Source organism: Pseudomonas cannabina (genome assembly GCF_900100365.1).
Lineage (GTDB): Bacteria > Pseudomonadota > Gammaproteobacteria > Pseudomonadales > Pseudomonadaceae > Aquipseudomonas > Aquipseudomonas cannabina.
Window position 1 is genome coordinate 3,904,698 of the sequence record NZ_FNKU01000001.1, and the last position, 18,695, is coordinate 3,923,392.

The 18,695-nt window shown below is 59.1% G+C and carries 17 protein-coding genes; 13 read left to right on the forward strand and 4 right to left on the reverse strand.

Going from position 1 to position 18,695, the window contains the following annotated elements; translation table 11 throughout:
• Nucleotides 1–36: 36 nt before the first annotated feature.
• Nucleotides 37–1,062 carry an aminoglycoside phosphotransferase family protein gene (locus tag BLT55_RS18470; RefSeq protein ID WP_007251941.1) on the reverse strand — a complete coding sequence of 342 codons (1,026 nt, stop codon included), beginning with the start codon at nucleotides 1,060–1,062 and terminating at the stop codon, nucleotides 37–39.
• Nucleotides 1,063–1,191: 129 nt separating this feature from the next.
• On the opposite strand from BLT55_RS18470, the gene BLT55_RS18475 reads away from it, so the two are divergent.
• From BLT55_RS18475 to BLT55_RS18525, 11 genes are all read left to right on the forward strand, one after another.
• Nucleotides 1,192–3,975 carry an LPS-assembly protein LptD gene (locus BLT55_RS18475; protein WP_007251942.1) on the forward strand — a complete coding sequence of 928 codons (2,784 nt, stop codon included), beginning with the start codon at nucleotides 1,192–1,194 and terminating at the stop codon, nucleotides 3,973–3,975.
• Nucleotides 3,956–5,278 carry a peptidylprolyl isomerase gene (locus BLT55_RS18480; RefSeq protein WP_054998905.1) on the forward strand — a complete coding sequence of 441 codons (1,323 nt, stop codon included), beginning with the start codon at nucleotides 3,956–3,958 and terminating at the stop codon, nucleotides 5,276–5,278. Before BLT55_RS18475 ends, BLT55_RS18480 begins: the two co-directional genes overlap by 20 nt.
• On the forward strand, nucleotides 5,275–6,264 hold the full coding sequence (gene pdxA / locus BLT55_RS18485) for a 4-hydroxythreonine-4-phosphate dehydrogenase PdxA (RefSeq protein ID WP_054998876.1): 990 nt from the start codon (nucleotides 5,275–5,277) through the stop codon (nucleotides 6,262–6,264). The genes BLT55_RS18480 and pdxA overlap by 4 nt, the downstream gene beginning before the upstream one ends.
• Nucleotides 6,261–7,067 (forward strand): 16S rRNA (adenine(1518)-N(6)/adenine(1519)-N(6))-dimethyltransferase RsmA, encoded by an 807-nt coding sequence (gene rsmA / locus BLT55_RS18490; RefSeq protein WP_054084234.1) that lies wholly within the window; start codon nucleotides 6,261–6,263, stop codon nucleotides 7,065–7,067. The genes pdxA and rsmA overlap by 4 nt, the downstream gene beginning before the upstream one ends.
• A 111-nt stretch (nucleotides 7,068–7,178) precedes the next feature.
• A complete protein-coding gene (gene apaG / locus BLT55_RS18495; protein WP_007251946.1) occupies nucleotides 7,179–7,559 on the forward strand; it encodes a Co2+/Mg2+ efflux protein ApaG in 381 nt (126 codons plus the stop codon).
• Nucleotides 7,559–8,464: a symmetrical bis(5'-nucleosyl)-tetraphosphatase gene (locus BLT55_RS18500; RefSeq protein WP_054998875.1), complete on the forward strand. Its 906-nt coding sequence runs from the start codon at nucleotides 7,559–7,561 to the stop codon at nucleotides 8,462–8,464. The genes apaG and BLT55_RS18500 overlap by 1 nt, the downstream gene beginning before the upstream one ends.
• Entirely contained in the window at nucleotides 8,461–8,781 is a 321-nt protein-coding gene (gene glpE / locus BLT55_RS18505; RefSeq protein ID WP_054998874.1) for a thiosulfate sulfurtransferase GlpE, read from the forward strand. Before BLT55_RS18500 ends, glpE begins: the two co-directional genes overlap by 4 nt.
• Nucleotides 8,782–9,068: 287 nt before the next feature.
• On the forward strand, nucleotides 9,069–10,991 hold the full coding sequence (locus BLT55_RS18510; RefSeq protein WP_054998904.1) for a PrkA family serine protein kinase: 1,923 nt from the start codon (nucleotides 9,069–9,071) through the stop codon (nucleotides 10,989–10,991).
• A 121-nt stretch (nucleotides 10,992–11,112) separates the two neighbouring features.
• On the forward strand, nucleotides 11,113–12,384 hold the full coding sequence (locus BLT55_RS18515; protein ID WP_007251950.1) for a YeaH/YhbH family protein: 1,272 nt from the start codon (nucleotides 11,113–11,115) through the stop codon (nucleotides 12,382–12,384).
• Nucleotides 12,381–13,943 (forward strand): SpoVR family protein, encoded by a 1,563-nt coding sequence (locus BLT55_RS18520; protein ID WP_054998873.1) that lies wholly within the window; start codon nucleotides 12,381–12,383, stop codon nucleotides 13,941–13,943. Before BLT55_RS18515 ends, BLT55_RS18520 begins: the two co-directional genes overlap by 4 nt.
• Nucleotides 13,944–14,040: 97 nt before the next feature.
• Nucleotides 14,041–15,270 (forward strand): multifunctional CCA addition/repair protein, encoded by a 1,230-nt coding sequence (locus BLT55_RS18525; protein WP_054998872.1) that lies wholly within the window; start codon nucleotides 14,041–14,043, stop codon nucleotides 15,268–15,270.
• A gap of 335 nt (nucleotides 15,271–15,605) precedes the next feature.
• Here BLT55_RS18525 and folK read toward each other — a convergent pair whose 3' ends face one another.
• Together folK and folB are read right to left on the reverse strand one after the other, a co-directional pair.
• Nucleotides 15,606–16,130 (reverse strand): 2-amino-4-hydroxy-6-hydroxymethyldihydropteridine diphosphokinase, encoded by a 525-nt coding sequence (folK, locus tag BLT55_RS18530; protein ID WP_054998871.1) that lies wholly within the window; start codon nucleotides 16,128–16,130, stop codon nucleotides 15,606–15,608.
• Nucleotides 16,121–16,474, reverse strand: coding sequence for a dihydroneopterin aldolase (gene folB, locus BLT55_RS18535; protein WP_054998870.1), 354 nt, complete (start codon nucleotides 16,472–16,474; stop codon nucleotides 16,121–16,123). The genes folK and folB overlap by 10 nt, the downstream gene beginning before the upstream one ends.
• A gap of 73 nt (nucleotides 16,475–16,547) precedes the next feature.
• Between folB and plsY the strand changes: the two genes are divergently transcribed.
• Complete coding sequence (gene plsY, locus BLT55_RS18540) at nucleotides 16,548–17,117, forward strand: glycerol-3-phosphate 1-O-acyltransferase PlsY (RefSeq protein WP_054998869.1); 570 nt, start codon at nucleotides 16,548–16,550, stop codon at nucleotides 17,115–17,117.
• Nucleotides 17,118–17,169: 52 nt separating this feature from the next.
• On the opposite strand, the gene tsaD is transcribed toward plsY, so the two are convergent.
• On the reverse strand, nucleotides 17,170–18,195 hold the full coding sequence (gene tsaD, locus BLT55_RS18545; RefSeq protein WP_054998868.1) for a tRNA (adenosine(37)-N6)-threonylcarbamoyltransferase complex transferase subunit TsaD: 1,026 nt from the start codon (nucleotides 18,193–18,195) through the stop codon (nucleotides 17,170–17,172).
• A gap of 198 nt (nucleotides 18,196–18,393) precedes the next feature.
• Here tsaD and rpsU point away from each other — a divergent pair, with 198 nt between their 5' ends.
• On the forward strand, nucleotides 18,394–18,609 hold the full coding sequence (gene rpsU, locus BLT55_RS18550) for a 30S ribosomal protein S21 (RefSeq protein ID WP_002551877.1): 216 nt from the start codon (nucleotides 18,394–18,396) through the stop codon (nucleotides 18,607–18,609).
• Nucleotides 18,610–18,695 lie beyond the last annotated feature (86 nt).

Below are 18,695 nucleotides of genomic sequence, written 5' to 3' on the forward strand. Positions count from 1 at the left end.
ACAGTCAATGGTTTTCCCGAGCGCTCATCTGCACACTCAGGCAGAGGCCTCTGCGGGATGCTGCAGGCTGGTGAGCAGTTGCCCCAGCTGAGCCAGCTCGGGACGGCGTGACAAAACCGCCTCTATATAAGCGAAGAAACGCGGCACGTCATCCAGGTAACGTGGCTTGCCATCGCGGTGGCAGATACGCGCGAAAATCCCGATCACTTTCAGATGCCGTTGCACGCCCATCAACTCACTGGCCCGCTCGAACGCTGCAAAGTCGTCCTGAACCGGAATGCCGACGGCCCGCGCCCGATCCCAGTAAGTCTTGAGCCAGCCGCTGACCCGCTCTTGCGGCCAGCTCAGAAAAGCATCCTTGAACAGACAGGTTACGTCGTAGGTGACCGGGCCGTACACCGCATCCTGGAAATCCAGCACGCCCGGATTGGGTTCGCTGATCATCAGATTGCGCGGCATGTAGTCGCGATGCACCAGCACCTTGGGCTGCGCGAGGGCGCTGTTAATCAGCAACTCGCTGACCTGCTGCCAGTCGGCCTGTTGCGCCTCATCCATGTCGATGCCCAGATGGCGCTTCACGTACCACTCGGGAAACAGCTCCAGCTCACGACGCAGCAACGCCGTGTCATAGCTGGGCAGCGGCGCGTCCATCGGCAATTGCTGGTAGGCCAGTAGTGCCTGGATCGCGTCGTCGAACAATGCATCGGCGTTTTCGGCATCGATCACGTCCAGATAGGTCTTACGGCCCAGATCGTTGAGCAGCAAAAAGCCTTGCGTCAGGTCTTCGGCGTAAATTTTCGGAACATTAATGCCCGACGTTTCCAATAAATGAGCGATATCCACGAACGGTTTACAGTTTTCCTGCGGTGGAGGGGCGTCCATGACAATAAAAGTTCGACCGGCACCCTCCCAGCGAAAATAACGACGAAAACTTGCATCACTACTGGCCGCAGTCAACGTGGCCGGGGGCACGGCGCCCCAATTCTGCGCGGCAAACAACGCAGGCAGCTGCTCATCGAGCCAAACTTTCAAGGATTGAAGGCGTATATCTTGATCTGACATTACAAGGGTCTCCGACGGCGCTAGCCGTCAAGCGGGTCATGCTTTATTATCCGGAATCTTTTTCAGCCCATCGAGAGGCGTGCGGCCCCCCCGCGGGCAGATGGCGCGCAGGAAGCCCGGACTAATAAGATGGCATTGAAATCCCCCGCGTTTCGTAAAAAATTTCCGTTGCTCGTAACCGGCAGTCTGCTGGCGATGCAACCTCTGGCCACTCAGTTCGTGGTCGCCGCGGAACAGTATGACTGCTCAGTCTCTGCTTCGGGTGCCTGGAACTGTGCGCCGAAATCCAATACCGCTGCTGTAGACCTGCCTCCGCGTCCCGTGCATGACACGACGTCGGTCAGTTCCAACGGCACGGTTTCATCGGAGAGCACCTCTTCGAGTGGGCAGCCTGCGGGTACGCAACTGGTCACCGAAGCCAAGGGCAAAGGCCTGAAGTCGCGTAGTGCTGACTACAGCCACCTCGATTGGGTTCCTCGCGACAAGCTTACCCCAGCGCAACTGGCCGAAACCGGCCCGTATTGCTCGGGCGCCTACGTCGAGCCTCTTCGCCCGGGCATGGACGACAAGACCAAGATGAGCGAAGCGCCGATGTTCGTGGGAGCCAAGGCTTCCCGATACGAACAGGAAGCGCAGGTTGCGACGCTCGCCGGTGATGTCGTGATGCGTCAGGGCAGCATGCAGGTCGAGGCCCAGGAGGCCGCACTGCATCAGGCCGAGAACCGTGGCGAGCTGAACGGCAATGTCCGTCTGCGCGACAACGGTGCGCTGATCGTCGGTGACAAGGCCGAGTTGCAGCTCGATACCGGCGAAGCCCGGGTCGACAACGCCGAATACGTCCTGCACAAGTCGAATATTCGCGGTAACGCCCTGTACGCCAAGCGTGCCGAGAACGCGATCATCCGCCTCAAGGACGGCACGTACACCACGTGCGAACCGAACAGCAATGCCTGGACGCTCAAGGGCAACAACATCACGCTGAACCCGGCCACCGGCTTTGGTACAGCGACCAACGTTACCCTGCGAGTCAAGGACATACCGGTACTCTACACGCCGTATATCTACTTCCCGATCGACGACCGCCGTCAGTCCGGCTTCCTGCCGCCGACCATTGCGGCGGGCGGCGATAACGGCTTCACGCTGGTCACGCCTTACTATTTCAACCTGGCGCCAAACTACGACGCCACGTTGTACCCGCGTTACATGGCAGACCGCGGTCTGTTGATGGAAGGCGAGTTCCGCTACCTGACCAAGAGCAGCGAAGGTCAGTTCGGTGGCGCATATCTGAACGACGAGAACGACGAGCGCAGGCTGCAGTCGGACTACGACAAGACGCGCTGGATGATCAACTGGCAGCATGTGGGCGGGCTTGATACGCGCTGGCTGACCAAAGTCGACTACACCGACATCAGCGATCCGTACTACTTCCAGGATCTCGAAACCGACCAGATCGGCGTAAAGAGAACCGACTACATCAACCAGCAGGGCTCGCTGTCCTACCGGGGTGACACCTACTCGGCAGTGCTCAATGCTCAGGCCTACAAGCTGGCGACCGTTGCCAACGTGACGCCTTACAACCGCCTGCCTCAGCTGACTGTCAACGGCACGCTGCCCTATAACCCGGGTGGCCTGAAGTTCGATTATCAGACCGAAGCTGTTCGTTTTGAACGTGATCTGCGCAGTGGCTCATTCATCGACGAAAACGGCAACCCCGAAACCCGCCTGGACAACAACATCTCAGGTCTGGCCCGAGCCAACGGCGACCGTCTGAATCTGGCGCCGTCAGTCAGCCTGCCGATGAACTGGAGCTACGGTTTCCTGACGCCGAAGCTCAAGTATGTCTACACCCAATACGAACTGGATCTCGACGGCACGGGTAAAAGCCAGGTGGCCGCAGCGGGCGGCACGTTCGACAGCAACCAGAACCGCGCCGTGCCAATCTTCAGTGTCGACAGCGGCCTGTACTTCGACCGCAACACCAACTGGTTCGGCAAGGATTATCGCCAGACTCTGGAACCACGCCTGTTCTACCTCTATGTACCGGAGAAAGACCAGGACGACATTCCGGTCTTCGACACCAGCGAAAGCACGTTCAACTACGCCTCGCTGTTCCGGGACAACCGTTTCACCGGTAACGACCGCATCGGCGACGAGAACAAACTGTCGCTGGGCATCAACAACCGCTGGATCGAAGACAACGGTTTCGAGCGTCAACGCTTTGCAATCGGTCAGGCATTCTATTTCGAAGACCGCAAGGTGCAGTTGCCGGGTATCGCATTCGCTACTCGCAAAGATGCTCAGTCCACGGTTTCGCCTTACGCGCTGGAATACGAATACCGCTTCAACCGCGACTGGCGCTTCAGCTCCGATTTCAACTGGGATCCGGACAGCAAGAGCACCCGTTCGGGCAGCGCGATGTTCCACTATCAGCCTGAAGCCAACCCCAACAAGATTGTCAACCTCGGCTATCGCTATCGCAACGACCAGATTCGTTACGACGAAAGCACCGGTACGTGGATCGTTGGTGGTGGTGACTACGGGACTCCGGGCTCGCCGAACTACGTGAAGGACTACTACAAGATCCAGCAGCACGACTTCTCGGTGATCTGGCCGATCGTGCCGCAGTGGAGCGTGATCAGCCGCTGGCAGTATGACTACAACCGTCAACGCACCCTCGAAGCTTTCGGCGGGTTCGAATACGACAACTGCTGCTGGAAAATGCGTCTGGTCAACCGCTACTGGATCGACTACGACGAGTTCAGCCAGGCAGCGCCTCAGAACGAGAGAGGCGACCGCGGCATATTCCTACAAATCGTGTTGAAGGGGCTCGGCGGTGTGACTGGCGCCAAGGTAGACAGCTTCCTCGACAAAGGCATCCAAGGTTATCGTGAACGTGAAGACCAAGCTTTCTGATTGTCTGCGCCCGCTGATGCTGGGCGCGTTACTGCTGAGCGGTGCTGTGCATGCGGCGGTTCAACCTCTGGACAGCGTTGTGGCCATCGTCGATAACGACGTGATCATGAAAAGCCAGATGGACCAGCGTGTGCGCGAAGTTCAGCAAACCATCGCCAAGCGCGGCTCTGGCGTACCGCCAGCCGAAGCGCTGCAAAAGCAGGTTCTGGATCGTCTGATTCTGGAAAACCTGCAATTGCAGATGGGTGAGCGGGCCGGGATTCGGGTCAGCGATGAAGAACTGAACCAGGCGATCGGCACCATTGCCCAGCGTAACAACATGAGCGTGGACCAGTTCCGCGCCGCGTTGGCGCATGACGGCCTGTCTTATGACGATGCGCGCGAGCAGGTTCGCCGGGAAATGATCATCAGCCGCGTGCGTCAGCGCCGTGTTGCAGAGCGTATCCAGGTGTCCGAACAGGAAGTGAAAAACTTCCTGGCATCCGATCAGGGCAAGGCTCAGCTGTCTGAAGAGTTTCACCTGGCCAACATTCTGATCGCGACACCGGATAGCGCTTCCTCGGAAGCTATCCAGGCCGCGGCCATTAAAGCCAAGAGCATTTATGATCAACTGAAGAAAGGTGCGGACTTCGGCAAGCTTGCCACCACCAACTCTTCCAGCGAAAACGCACTGGAAGGTGGCGACATGGGCTGGCGCAAAGCCGCTCAGCTGCCACCGCCGTTCGGTGACATGCTCAGCTCAATGCCGATTGGTGATGTGACGCCTCCGGCACGTACGCCGGGTGGCTTCATTATCCTCAAGCTGCTGGAAAAACGTGGCGGTCAGGGCCAGGCACAGATGCGCGATGAAGTGCATGTGCGCCATATCCTGATCAAGCCAAGCGAAATCCGCAGCGAGGTGGCGACCAAGCTTCTGGCGCAAAAAATCTACGACCGTATCGAGAATGGCGAAGACTTCGCGACGCTGGCCAAGAGCTTCTCGGAAGATCCGGGCTCGGCGCTTAACGGCGGCGATCTGAACTGGGTTGATCCTAACTCGCTGGTTCCGGAATTCCGTGAAGTCATGAGCAATACGCCGCAGGGTGTACTGTCCAAACCGTTCAAGACGGCTTATGGCTGGCACGTGCTGGAAGTGCTGGGTCGTCGTGCCACAGATGCAACCGGTCAGGCGCGTGAGCAGCAGGCGCTGAGCGTACTGCGCAACCGCAAGTACGACGAAGAGCTGCAAACCTGGTTGCGTCAGATCCGTGACGAAGCCTACGTCGAGATCAAACTCCCTGGCGCGACCCAGGCTGAACAGTGAAACCCAAGCGTTTCGCACTGACACCCGGCGAGCCGGCCGGCATAGGTCCTGACCTCTGCTTGCTGCTCGCCACGCAGCCTCAGCCCTACCCCCTGATTGCAATCACCAGTCGTAGCCTGCTTCTTGAGCGGGCCGCGCAACTGGGTGTGGCCGTCAACCTGCTTGATGTCACTGCCGACGCCCTTCCCGACCTGCCGGCCCCTGCTGGCAGTCTTTACGTCTGGGACACTCCACTGGCTGCCCCGGTCGTGACCGGCGTACTGAACAAGGCCAATGCCGCGTTCGTCTTGCAAACCCTGACCCGCGCCGGGCAAGGCTGTCTCGACGGGCTGTTCAGCGGCATGATCACCGCCCCGGTGCACAAGGGCGTGATCAACGACGGTGGCATCGCTTTTTCCGGACACACCGAATTCCTTGCCGAACTGACCCACACCGAACAGGTGGTGATGATGCTGGCGACCGGCGACCTGCGCGTGGCGCTGGTGACCACTCATCTGCCCCTGCGCGACGTCGCTGACGCTATTACGCCGGATCGACTGGAGCGCGTGACACGCATCCTGCATGCTGATCTGGTCAACAAGTTCGGCATCGCCCACCCGCGCATTCTGGTCTGCGGCCTCAACCCTCATGCTGGCGAAAGCGGGCATCTGGGTCGCGAGGAAATCGACATCATCGAACCGACTCTGGAGCGTCTGCGCAGCGAGGGCCTGGATTTGCGCGGCCCGCTGCCTGCCGACACTCTGTTTACCCCCAAATATCTGGAGCACTGCGATGCGGTGCTGGCGATGTACCACGATCAGGGCCTGCCCGTGCTGAAATACAAAGGTTTCGGCGCAGCAGTCAATGTGACGCTCGGCTTGCCGATTATCCGCACCTCTGTCGATCACGGCACGGCGCTGGATCTGGCTGGCACCGCGAACATCGACACCGGCAGCCTGCACGTGGCGCTGCAAACCGCTTACCAGATGGCCGAGACCTATTCATGACCGAGCAATACCAACACCGGGCGCGCAAGCGCTTTGGGCAGAACTTCCTGCATGACGCAGGCGTTATCGACAAGATCCTGCGCGCCATTCGGGCCAAATCCGAAGAGCGCCTGCTGGAAATCGGCCCGGGCCAGGGCGCGCTGACAGAAGGCTTGCTCAACAGCGGCGCCCAGCTGGATGTGGTCGAGCTGGACAAGGATCTGATCCCGATCCTCAACAGCCAGTTCGCCGGCAAGCCGAATTTCAGCCTGCATCAAGGCGATGCGCTGAAGTTCGACTTCAACAGCCTGGGCGCCGAGCCGCACAGCCTGCGCGTGGTCGGCAACCTGCCGTACAACATTTCCACGCCGCTGATCTTTCACCTGCTGCAAAACGCCAGCCTGATTCGTGACATGCACTTCATGTTGCAAAAAGAGGTGGTCGAGCGCATGGCTGCCGGGCCGGGCGGTGGTGACTGGGGCCGTCTGTCGATCATGGTTCAGTACCATTGCCGCGTGGAACATCTGTTCAATGTCGGACCGGGCGCGTTCAACCCGCCGCCAAAAGTGGACTCGGCCATCGTTCGTCTGGTCCCGCATGAAACGCTGCCACACCCGGCCAAGGATCACCGTGTTCTGGAGCGGGTCGTGCGCGAAGCGTTCAACCAGCGCCGCAAGACCTTGCGCAACACACTGAAACTGCTGCTCAGCAGCGACGAAATCACCGCGTCAGGCGTGGACGGCAGTCTGCGTCCGGAGCAACTGGATCTGGCCGCGTTCGTTCGTCTGGCCGACACGCTCAGCGAAAAGGTCGTCACGGAGTAAGCGCCCGGAAAGGTAACGGTCATTCAGTCGCACCTTTCCGCCTACTTGTCCTAGACTGTTCTATCTGCCGCACACGCGCGTTTTTTCGCAATGGATTTCAAGGCCTACTGCATGTCCGATTCTCGTTATCAGGTCGACGTCAGCGTCGTCACGCGCTTTCTCGCAGAACAATCGCAGCCCGAGCAGAACCGCTTTGCGTTCGCCTACACCATCACCGTGCACAACCACGGCCAGTTGCCTGCCAAGCTGCTCTCGCGGCACTGGGTCATCACCGACGGAGACGGCCATGTCGAGGAAGTCCGGGGTGAAGGTGTCGTGGGTCAGCAGCCGTTGATCAAGGTCGGGCAGAGCCATACCTACAGCAGCGGCACCGTCATGACGACAAGGGTGGGGACCATGCAGGGCACGTATCAGATGCTGGCCGAAGACGGTAAACGCTTCGATGCCGTGATCGCCCCCTTCCGCCTGGCCGTTCCGGGCTCGCTGCACTGATGGCGGTTTACGCGGTCGGCGACCTGCAAGGTTGTCTTGATCCCCTGAAGTGCCTGCTCGACCACGTCAACTTCGACCCTGCACAGGATCGGCTGTGGCTGGTGGGCGATCTGGTCAACCGCGGCCCACAGTCGCTGGAAACCCTGCGTTATCTGTACAACATCCGCGAATCGCTGGTCTGCGTACTGGGTAACCATGACCTGCACCTGCTCGCGGCCGCCCGCAACATGGAACGCCTGAAAAAAGGTGACACGCTGCGCGAAATCATCGAAGCGCCGGATCGCGACGCGTTGCTTGACTGGCTGCGCCACCAGAAGCTCATGCACTACGATGAAGACCGCAATGTTGCCATGGTGCACGCCGGCATCGCCCCGCAATGGTCACTGAAAAAAGCGCTGAAGTGCGCGGCTGAAGTTGAACAGGCACTGCTGGACGACCACGTGTATGGCGCGTTCCTCGATGGCATGTACGGCAATGAACCTGCCAAATGGGACAGCAGCCTGACCGGCGTGACACGCCTGCGGGTCATCACCAACTATTTCACGCGCATGCGCTTCTGCACCAGCGACGGCAAACTCGACCTGAAAAGCAAGGAAGGCGTCGGCACCGCCATTCCTGGCTACGCCCCCTGGTTCAGTCACAAGAGCCGCAAGACCCGCGACGTGAAGATCATCTTTGGCCACTGGGCGGCGCTGGAAGGTCGCTGCGACGAACCCGGTGTCTTTGCCCTCGACAGCGGATGTGTCTGGGGCGGCGCCATGACCCTGCTCAACGTCGATACGCTTGAACGCCATCAATGCAATTGCGATGCTACAGGCAATGCCGCGCCCGCGCCCATCGTCATCGGCAGGCAGCCCGATATCGCCGACACCCAGCAACCTCAGGCCCAGGAGCCCAAGCAATGACCGAATTCAAACGTATCCCGCCTGAACAGGCTCAGGCGCTGCGCGAACAGGGCGCCGTGCTGGTCGATGTACGAGACGCGCAGTCCTTTCAGAGCAATCACATTCCTGAATCCCTGCATCTGGACAACCATTCGATCGCCGACTTCATCCGTGAAGCCGACCTCGACAAGCCACTGGTCGTGGTCTGTTACCACGGCAACTCCAGCCAGAGCGCTGCGGCCTACCTGGTGGGTCAGGGTTTCTCCGATGTGTACAGCGTGGACGGCGGTTTCGAACTGTGGCGCGCCACTTACCCCGACAAAACCGCGCAAGGCTGATACAAAATATTTTTATGACAGCTGATCCCGCGTTCTACGCGGGCTCGCGCACCATCTGACGAACGGTCTGCCCCTCTTCTCGCGCATCCCTTCTTTATCTTTCCGAATCCGAACTATCCTTAGCCTCAGGCCATCCGTATTCAGGGGAGAGCCGGTACACCGGCGCGTGGGTCATCGGTAGTTACTTTTATGGTGTTCTGGGAGGTAAACAGCATCTGGATACTCAGTTGCTGCCAGCATCGACTGACGATCCGCCGCCGGCTCTACGTATCGAGCGAGGTGACGTCATGAGTATATTCAGCCACTTCAAAGACCGCTTTGAAAGCACACGACAGGAAGAGCTCTCGTTACAGGAGTATCTGGAGCTCTGCAAACAGGATCGCAGCGCCTACGCCTCAGCCGCAGAACGTCTGCTGCTGGCCATCGGCGAACCTGAACTGGTGGACACGTCCGCCAACTCCCGGTTATCGCGAATATTCTCCAACAAGGTCATACGCCGCTATCCGGCCTTTGCCGACTTCCACGGGATGGAAGAATGCATCGACCAGATCGTCTCGTATTTCCGCCATGCCGCCCAAGGCCTGGAAGAGAAGAAACAAATCCTCTATCTGCTCGGCCCGGTGGGCGGCGGTAAATCGTCCCTGGCTGAAAAACTCAAGCAACTGATCGAAAAAGTCCCGTTCTATGCCATCAAGGGCTCGCCGGTTTTCGAATCGCCTCTGGGCCTGTTCAATGCCAGTGAAGACGGCGCGATTCTCGAGGAAGACTTCGGTATTCCACGCCGCTACCTGAGCACCATCATGTCGCCTTGGGCGACCAAACGTCTGGCAGAGTTCGGGGGCGACATCAGCCAGTTCAAGGTGGTGAAGCTGTATCCCTCGATTCTCAATCAGATCGCCGTAGCGAAAACCGAGCCGGGCGACGAAAACAACCAGGATATTTCCGCGCTGGTCGGCAAGGTCGATATCCGCAAGCTGGAAGAATCCCCACAGAACGACGCCGATGCCTACAGCTATTCGGGCGCGTTGTGCCGGGCCAACCAGGGACTGATGGAATTCGTCGAAATGTTCAAGGCCCCGATCAAGGTCCTGCACCCGTTGCTGACCGCGACCCAGGAAGGCAACTACAACAGTACCGAAGGGCTCGGGGCGATTCCGTTCACCGGTATTCTGCTGGCCCACTCCAACGAATCGGAATGGCACAGCTTCCGCAACAACAAGAACAACGAAGCTTTCATCGACCGTATCTACATCGTGAAGGTGCCCTACTGCCTGCGGGTCAGTGACGAAATCAAGATTTACGACAAGCTGCTGTTCAACAGCTCGCTGGCCAAGGCGCATTGCGCTCCGGACACCCTGAAAATGCTCGCGCAGTTCACCACGCTGTCGCGCCTCAAGGAACCGGACAACTCCAACATCTACTCCAAGATGCGCGTGTACGACGGCGAAAACCTGAAGGACACCGATCCGAAAGCCAAGTCGATTCAGGAGTACCGCGACAGCGCAGGCGTCGACGAAGGCATGAACGGCCTGTCGACACGTTTTGCGTTCAAGATCCTGTCCAAGGTTTTCAACTTCGACCCGCATGAAATCGCCGCCAACCCGGTGCACTTGCTTTACGTGCTGGAGCAACAGATCGAACAGGAACAATTCCCGGCCGAAACTCGCGAACGCTACCTGCGTTTCATCAAGGAATACCTGGCTCCGCGTTACATCGAGTTCATCGGCAAGGAAATCCAGACCGCGTACCTGGAATCCTACAGCGAGTACGGTCAGAACATCTTTGACCGCTACGTGCTGTATGCGGACTTCTGGATTCAGGATCAGGAATACCGCGATCCGGAAACCGGCGAAATTCTCAACCGTGTGGCCTTGAACGAGGAACTGGAGAAGATCGAGAAACCGGCCGGCATCAGCAACCCGAAAGATTTCCGCAACGAAATTGTCAATTTCGTGCTGCGCGCTCGTGCCAATAACAATGGCAAGAACCCGACCTGGCTCAGTTACGAAAAACTGCGGGTGGTGATCGAGAAGAAAATGTTCTCCAACACCGAGGACCTGCTGCCGGTCATCAGTTTCAACGCCAAAGCCAGCAAAGAGGACCAGCAGAAACACAACGACTTCGTCACACGAATGGTCGAGAGGGGCTACACGGACAAGCAGGTACGGTTGCTGTCCGAATGGTATCTGCGCGTTCGCAAGTCTCAGTAACGCAGGTGCAAGCTTCAAGCTATCGGCTGCAAGCGAACAGCAGTCAGGCCTGTGGTAACAGGCTGACAGCGCATTCGCTTGCAGCTTGAAGCTTTCAACTTGAAGCTCCCCGGAGGGGCCTATGAGTTATGTGATCGACCGACGTCTCAACGGCAAGAACAAGAGCACGGTAAACCGGCAGCGGTTTCTGCGGCGTTATCGTGACCATATCAAGAAGGCAGTGGAGGAAGCCGTCAGCCGACGCTCCATTACCGACATGGAACATGGCGAACAGATCAGTATTCCCGGGCGCGACATCGACGAACCGGTTCTGCATCACGGGCGCGGTGGCAAACAGACCGTGGTTCATCCCGGCAACAAGGAATTCACGACGGGCGAGCACATCGCCCGCCCGCAAGGTGGCGCCGGTGGCAAAGGGCCTGGTAAAGCAGGCAACTCCGGCGAAGGTATGGACGAATTCTCGTTCCAGATCACACAGGAAGAGTTTCTCGAATTCATGTTCGAGGACCTGGAACTGCCCAATCTGGTCAAACGTAACCTGACCGGCACGGACACCTTCAAGACCGTGCGCGCCGGGATCAGCAATGAAGGCAACCCGTCACGCATCAACATTATTCGCACGCTGCGCTCGGCTCACGCGCGGCGGATCGCACTGTCGGGCAGCAGCCGCGCCAAGCTCCGGGAAGCGACCAGCGAACTGGAGCGCATGAAGCGCGAAGAGCCGGATAATTTCGGGGACATCCAAGAGCTGGAAGTCGAAATAGAACGCCTCAAGGCTCGCATCCGGCGCGTACCGTACCTCGACACTTTCGACCTCAAATACAACCTGCTGGTCAAACAGCCCAACCCCAGCTCCAAAGCGGTCATGTTCTGCCTGATGGACGTTTCCGGCTCCATGACCCAGGCCACCAAAGACATCGCCAAGCGCTTCTTCATCCTGCTGTATCTGTTTCTCAAGCGTAACTACGACAAGATCGACGTTGTGTTCATTCGCCACCACACCAGTGCTCGCGAAGTGGACGAAGAGGAATTTTTCTATTCCCGGGAAACCGGCGGCACCATCGTTTCCAGTGCCTTGAAACTGATGCAGGAAATCATGGCTGCACGCTACCCGAGCAGCGACTGGAATATCTATGCCGCCCAGGCTTCGGACGGCGACAACTGGAACGACGATTCGCCGATCTGCCGGGAAATCCTCACCAAACAGATCATGCCGTTTGTGCAGTACTACACCTACGTGGAGATCACTCCTCGTGAACATCAGGCCCTATGGTACGAATACGAGCGCATCGGTGAAGAATATGCCGACACGTTTGCCCAGCAGCAGCTGGTCTCTGCCGGTGATATCTATCCGGTATTCCGCGAACTCTTCCAGCGAAGGTTAGTGTCATGACCGCCAGAGAGCAGAAACGCCAACCCCTTTCCACCGGGTCAGAGTGGACGTTCGAACTGATACGGGCCTACGACCGGGAAATCGGCAGGATTGCCGAGCGCTATGCCCTGGACACGTATCCCAACCAGATTGAAGTGATCACCGCCGAACAGATGATGGATGCCTATGCGTCGGTGGGCATGCCGCTGGGTTACCACCACTGGTCCTACGGCAAACATTTCCTCAGCACGGAAAAATCCTACTCGCGAGGCCAGATGGGTCTGGCCTACGAAATCGTGATCAACTCCGATCCGTGCATCGCCTATCTGATGGAAGAAAACACCATCTGCATGCAGGCGCTGGTGGTTGCCCACGCCTGCTATGGACACAACAGCTTTTTCAAGGGCAATTACCTGTTCCGCACCTGGACTGACGCCAGTTCGATCATCGATTACCTGGTGTTCGCCAAGCAGTACATCATGCAGTGCGAGGAGCGCCATGGCATCGACGCCGTGGAGGACTTGCTCGACTCCTGCCATGCGTTGATGAATTACGGCGTGGACCGCTACAAGCGTCCGTACCCGATTTCTGCCGAAGAGGAGCGACGTCGCCAGAAGGACTGTGAGGAGCACCTGCAACGGCAGATCAACGACCTGTGGCGGACCATTCCGAAAAACGCCGACAAGAGCAGCAAGGAAGACAACGCGCGCTTCCCTGCCGAACCCCAGGAAAACATTCTCTACTTCATCGAGAAGCACGCGCCGCTGCTGGAGCCCTGGCAGCGCGAAGTGGTGCGCATCGTGCGCAAGATTGCGCAGTACTTCTACCCACAACGTCAGACCCAGGTGATGAACGAGGGCTGGGCAACGTTCTGGCATTACACGCTGATGAATGACCTGTATGACGAAGGCCTGGTGACTGACGGCTTCATGATGGAATTTCTGCAGTCGCACACCAGTGTGATTTACCAGCCGGGCTTTGACAGCCCGTATTACAGCGGCATAAACCCCTACACCCTCGGCTTTGCGATGTATCAGGACATCCGCCGGATGTGCGAGCACCCGACCGATGAAGACCGGCAGTGGTTTCCGGAAATTGCCGGCACCGACTGGCTGACCGCGATCAAGTTTGCGATGAGTAGCTTCAAGGACGAGAGCTTCATCCTGCAATACCTGTCGCCCAAGGTTATCCGTGACCTCAAGCTGTTCAGCATCATGGACGACGACCAGAAGGAAGACCTGCTGGTGCCGGCCATCCACGATGAAAACGGTTACCGGACCATCCGCGAAATCCTCGCGGCCCAGTACAACCTCGGCAATCGTGAGCCCAACATTCAGATCTACAGCATCGATCGTCGCGGCGACCGCTCGCTGACCCTGCGCCACCAGCAGCACAACCGTAAACCGCTGGGCGACTCCACTGATGAAGTGCTCAAGCATTTGCATCGGCTATGGGGTTTTGACATCCATCTGGAAACGCTTCAGGGCGATGAGGTGGTCAAAGTCCATCACGTCCCCCCGAAGGGCGAGCATGCCGACAGCGAGTTTTCCCGGCGTGATCTGGCGGTTGTACACCTGTAGTGAGTGGACACACTGTTAGCTGAGCAGTGATTCACTCAGTTTTAGCCTCCGTGAGTGCGACGCAAGGTTTATCCTGTCGCGCTTACGGAGGTTTTTTATGCAGATATATAAAGTTGGCGGCGCTGTACGCGACCGACTGCTGGGATTGCCCGTCACGGATGTCGACTGGGTGGTGGTGGGTGCAAGCACGGAAGAGATGCTGATCAAGGGCTATCGCCCGGTCGGGACGGACTTTCCGGTGTTTCTGCATCCGCTGACCAACGAGGAATACGCGCTGGCGCGCACCGAGCGTAAAAGCGGCGTCGGTTACGGCGGCTTTGTCTTTCATGCCAGCCCCGAAGTCACGCTGGAACAGGACCTGATCCGCCGCGACCTGACGATCAATGCGATGGCCGAAGACAAGGACGGCAATCTGACCGATCCTTACCACGGCCAGCGCGATCTTGAAGCGCGCATTTTGCGTCACGTTTCGCCCGCGTTCGCTGAAGATCCACTCAGAGTGTTGCGCGTGGCCCGTTTTGCCGCGCGCTACGCCGAACACGGTTTCAGCATTGCGCCAGAGACCATGGACTTGATGCGCCAGCTCAGTGAGTCCGGTGAGCTCAAGGCGTTGACCGCAGAACGAAGCTGGAAGGAAATCTCCCGCGCCTTGATGGAAAAACAGCCTCAGGTGTTCATCCAGGTGCTGCATGACTGCGGCGCGCTGAACGAGCTGATGCCGGAGGTCGAAGCCCTGTTCGGCGTACCGCAACCGGCTGCGCATCACCCGGAAATCGACACCGGCGTGCACGTGCTCAGCGTGCTTGAGCAGTCAGCCATCCACCAGCATCCGCTGAGTGTACGCTGGGCCTGCCTGCTGCACGATCTGGGTAAAGGGCTGACGCCCGAGTCCGAATGGCCCCGCCATATCGCCCATGAACACACTGGTTTGCGGCTGATCAAAGCCGTCAATGAGCGCTTTCGTGTGCCAAGGGAATGTCAGGAACTGGCGTTGCTGGTCGGTCAATATCACACCCACGGGCACCGGGCGCTGGAACTGAAGCCTTCGACCCTGCTGGAGCTGTTGCAAAGCTTCGACGTCTACCGCCGCCCGCAGCGATTCGAAGAGTTCATTGCCGCTTGCGAAATGGACGCCCGAGGCCGACATGGCTTCGAGCAGCGTAATTATCCACAGGCCGAGTACCTGCGCGGCGCGACACAAGCGTCCCGAGCGGTGTCAGTGCAACCGCTGCTGGAGAAAGGCCTGAAAGGCAAGGAGCTGGGCGATGCGCTGAAAGAAGAGCGGCTCAAGGCATTGAAAGTTTACAAGGCGGGGCATGCTGCCTGATTTGCACACCCGCTATCGCTACCACGCTCATCCTTAAACACAAGCCCTGGAACGCCTGGAATAGAGGGCTTACGGGCTTCTGCCCGAAGGGCGTGGGAGCGACCGGGGTGGCGACCCGCATTGTTCGCGAAAGGGCCGGAACATCCGCCGAAGATGTGGCGCCTGAAACACCGTCTTCGCGAACAATGCGGGTCGCCGCCCCGGTCGCTCCCACGGCCTCCGGCCAGAATCAAAAGCGGACTTGCGTATAACGGAGCAGGTTGCATGGCTGACTAGCATGCTCGCTCCCACAAGATTGGCACGAAACCGTCTGCACTGAAGCACCACGACCCACCTCACCGACCCAGCAAACCCTCAGGCGTCAACCCCACTCCCCGCCACTCGAATGCCACCGGCCAAAGCTGCTGGTCAATCTGCGCATCAGCCCACAATGTGCTGAACGACACGCCTACCCCCGGATGCAGACGTTCGGGGGCGATCAGTGCCAATGGGCGCAATACGAAAGCATTTTTCAGAATTTCAGCGCGCGGTAAAATCAGTCCGTCAAAGTTGCCGACCTGCTCGCCATACAGCAGCACGTCGATGTCCAGCGGCAAACCGACCCGCTCCGGCGCATAGCGGCCATTGTCCGCCTCGATGAATTTCAGACGGCGATCCAGTTCTGCCAATGGTAAATCGGTCAGCGCCGACACCACCAGATTGAAAAATGGACCGCTTTTGATGCCCACCGCGTGGCTCTCGAAAACCGGCGAGCAGCTCATGTCGGTCAGAAAGCCATCCAGCGCGTCCAGCCCTGCATGCAGATGCCGTTCGCGTTCGATATTGCTCCCCAGACCGAGGAAAATCCGCGTCAGCGACATCCGCGCTCGATCTCCACGCCTACACGGCTGGCGGCGGCCACGGCGCCCGGCTTGGTCAATTTCAGACGCAGCCAGGGGATATGGAATTCGCTCATCAAGACTTCAGCCAGACGCTCGGCAAACGTCTCGACCAGTTGAAACTGCGCCTGCTCGGCGAATGCCTGAATGCGCGCCGAAACACTGGCGTAGTCGAGCGCCTTGCTCAGGTCGTCGCCCGCTGCGGCAGGTCGGTTGTCCCAGGCAAAACTGAGGTCCAGACGCAGGCACTGGCGAATGCCACGCTCCCAGTCATAAGCGCCGATGACCGTATCGACCTCCAGGCCCTCGATGAAAACTCTGTCCAAGCCTACTCTCCACTGCACGACAAGGGCGCGATGCGCCGTTAGAATCAGGGCATCCTCGCCCGGAATGGTTAGCATGTTTTGGTTACTGGCGACCTTCGCCTACCTGCTCGGCTCGCTGTCCTTCGCCATCCTGCTCAGCCGCCTCAGCGGCAGCCCGGACCCGCGCGCCAGTGGTTCCGGCAATGCCGGCGCCACCAACATGTTGCGTCTGGCCGGGAAAAAGCTGGCCATCCTGACCTTGCTCGGCGACCTCTGCAAAGGCCTGATTCCGGTAGTGCTCGCCGGCGCCTGGGGCCTCGACCCCTCACAGCAGGGCTGGATCGGCGTCTGCGCAGTGCTAGGCCATCTGTTTCCGCTGTACTTTCGCTTCCGGGGTGGCAAAGGTGTCGCGACCGCCGCCGGCGTACTACTGGGCCTTTACCCACCTGCAGCTGCCCTGGCGATAGCGGCCTGGCTGCTGACGCTCTACCTGACCCGCACCAGCTCGCTCGCCGCGCTGATCGCCACACCCCTGACCCTGCCCTTACTGGCCTGGCAAGAACCGCATGCCTTGTTGCCGATGAGCATGCTGACCCTGCTCATCGTCTGGCGCCATCGCGGCAATCTACGCGACCTGCTCGCCGGGCGCGAACGGCATTTCTGACGATGCTCCCCGACACCCGCGCAACCGCCCCGCTGCCTTCACCGCCTGATAGCTAGAGCCCCGACAGCTGCTCCATCGGCCAGCGCGCCTGCACACTGATGCTCAAATCCTGCTTCTGCCCGGCCAGCAAACGCTGACAGCCAGCAAAGGCGATCATCGCGCCGTTGTCGGTACAGAACTCCGGACGCGCGTAGTAAACGTGCCCGCGCAGGTCGCCCAGCATACTTTCCAGCGACACCCGCAGCGCCCTGTTGGCGCTGACACCGCCCGCGATGACCAGGCTGTTGAGCCCGGTCTGCTTGAGCGCGCGCTTGCACTTGATGGTCAAAGTCTCCACCACCGCCTGCTGGAAGGCCAGCGCGATGTCGCAGCGGGTTTGCTCACTGTCGTCTCCAGCACTCTGGCACTGCTGCCAAGTGTTGAGCGCCGAGGTTTTCAAGCCGCTGAAGCTGAATGTCAACCCGGGCCGATCAGTCATCGGCCGAGGAAAGACAAACCGCCCCGGCACACCCTGCAGGGCCGCCTTCGAGATTTCCGGACCGCCGGGATACTGCATGCCCATCATCTTCGCGGTCTTGTCGAAGGCCTCGCCCGCCGCATCATCCAGCGTCTCGCCCAGCAGTTCGTATTGACCGATACCGTCAACGCGCACCAGTTGCGTGTGGCCACCGGACACCAGCAAGGCGACGAACGGAAACTGCGGCGGGTTTTCTTCCAGCATCGGGGCCAACAGATGGCCTTCCATGTGATGAACGCCCAGCGCCGGAATATCCCAGGCAAAGGCCAGCGCCTGAGCGCACGAAGCGCCGACCAGCAGCGCACCGACCAGACCTGGCCCGGCGGTGTAGGCAATGGCATCGATATCGGTCGCCACGCAGTCCGCTTCGGCCAGCGTCTGGCGGATCAGCGGCAGCATGCGCTTGACGTGATCGCGTGACGCCAGCTCCGGCACGACGCCGCCATAGGCGCGGTGCAGGTCGATCTGACTGAATAATGCATCCGCCAGCAAACCGCGTTCGCTGTCGTATAACGCGACGCCGGTTTCGTCGCAGGAGGTTTCTAATCCCAGTACTAGCATGGGTTTGCGCCTTGTAGGGGGCAGATTTTAAGGCGCGCATAATAGTCGCCGCCCGAGGTGCCGACCAGCGGTTTTCGATCAGAGGCTTTGCATTCCTCTCAATGAGGGGTTAACATCCGCAACCCTTAAAAACCGACGTACTTTTGTGCAGTGTTTGCACGAAGCGTTGACCCCGGTAATGAATGAAGGTAGCTCTGGATGCCAGCCGTCAAAGTTAAAGAGAACGAACCCTTCGACGTAGCTCTGCGTCGTTTCAAGCGCTCCTGCGAAAAAGCCGGTGTTCTGGCTGAAGTTCGTAGCCGCGAATTTTACGAGAAGCCGACTTCGGAGCGTAAGCGCAAGGCAGCAGCTGCTGTCAAACGCCACGCCAAGAAAGTCCAGCGCGAACAGCGCCGCGCCGTTCGTCTGTATTAACTTACAGACCTTCGTCGCAAGTTTCTGCCTTGCCCAGCCAACCAGCTGGGCTGTCGGCAGTTGCAGCACTGTTAAAGCTGTATAGC

Coding starts and splice junctions, on each gene's coding strand:
- BLT55_RS18515 (WP_007251950.1), top strand. CDS start 11,113: ATGAGTTATGTGATCGACCGACGTCTCAACGGCAAGAACAAGAGCACG.
- BLT55_RS18525 (WP_054998872.1), top strand. CDS start 14,041: ATGCAGATATATAAAGTTGGCGGCGCTGTACGCGACCGACTGCTGGGA.
- rsmA (WP_054084234.1), top strand. CDS start 6,261: ATGACCGAGCAATACCAACACCGGGCGCGCAAGCGCTTTGGGCAGAAC.
- glpE (WP_054998874.1), top strand. CDS start 8,461: ATGACCGAATTCAAACGTATCCCGCCTGAACAGGCTCAGGCGCTGCGC.
- BLT55_RS18510 (WP_054998904.1), top strand. CDS start 9,069: ATGAGTATATTCAGCCACTTCAAAGACCGCTTTGAAAGCACACGACAG.
- plsY (WP_054998869.1), top strand. CDS start 16,548: ATGTTTTGGTTACTGGCGACCTTCGCCTACCTGCTCGGCTCGCTGTCC.
- BLT55_RS18470 (WP_007251941.1), bottom strand. CDS start 1,062: ATGTCAGATCAAGATATACGCCTTCAATCCTTGAAAGTTTGGCTCGAT.
- apaG (WP_007251946.1), top strand. CDS start 7,179: ATGTCCGATTCTCGTTATCAGGTCGACGTCAGCGTCGTCACGCGCTTT.
- folK (WP_054998871.1), bottom strand. CDS start 16,130: ATGTCGCTGACGCGGATTTTCCTCGGTCTGGGGAGCAATATCGAACGC.
- tsaD (WP_054998868.1), bottom strand. CDS start 18,195: ATGCTAGTACTGGGATTAGAAACCTCCTGCGACGAAACCGGCGTCGCG.
- BLT55_RS18475 (WP_007251942.1), top strand. CDS start 1,192: ATGGCATTGAAATCCCCCGCGTTTCGTAAAAAATTTCCGTTGCTCGTA.
- BLT55_RS18500 (WP_054998875.1), top strand. CDS start 7,559: ATGGCGGTTTACGCGGTCGGCGACCTGCAAGGTTGTCTTGATCCCCTG.
- BLT55_RS18520 (WP_054998873.1), top strand. CDS start 12,381: ATGACCGCCAGAGAGCAGAAACGCCAACCCCTTTCCACCGGGTCAGAG.
- rpsU (WP_002551877.1), top strand. CDS start 18,394: ATGCCAGCCGTCAAAGTTAAAGAGAACGAACCCTTCGACGTAGCTCTG.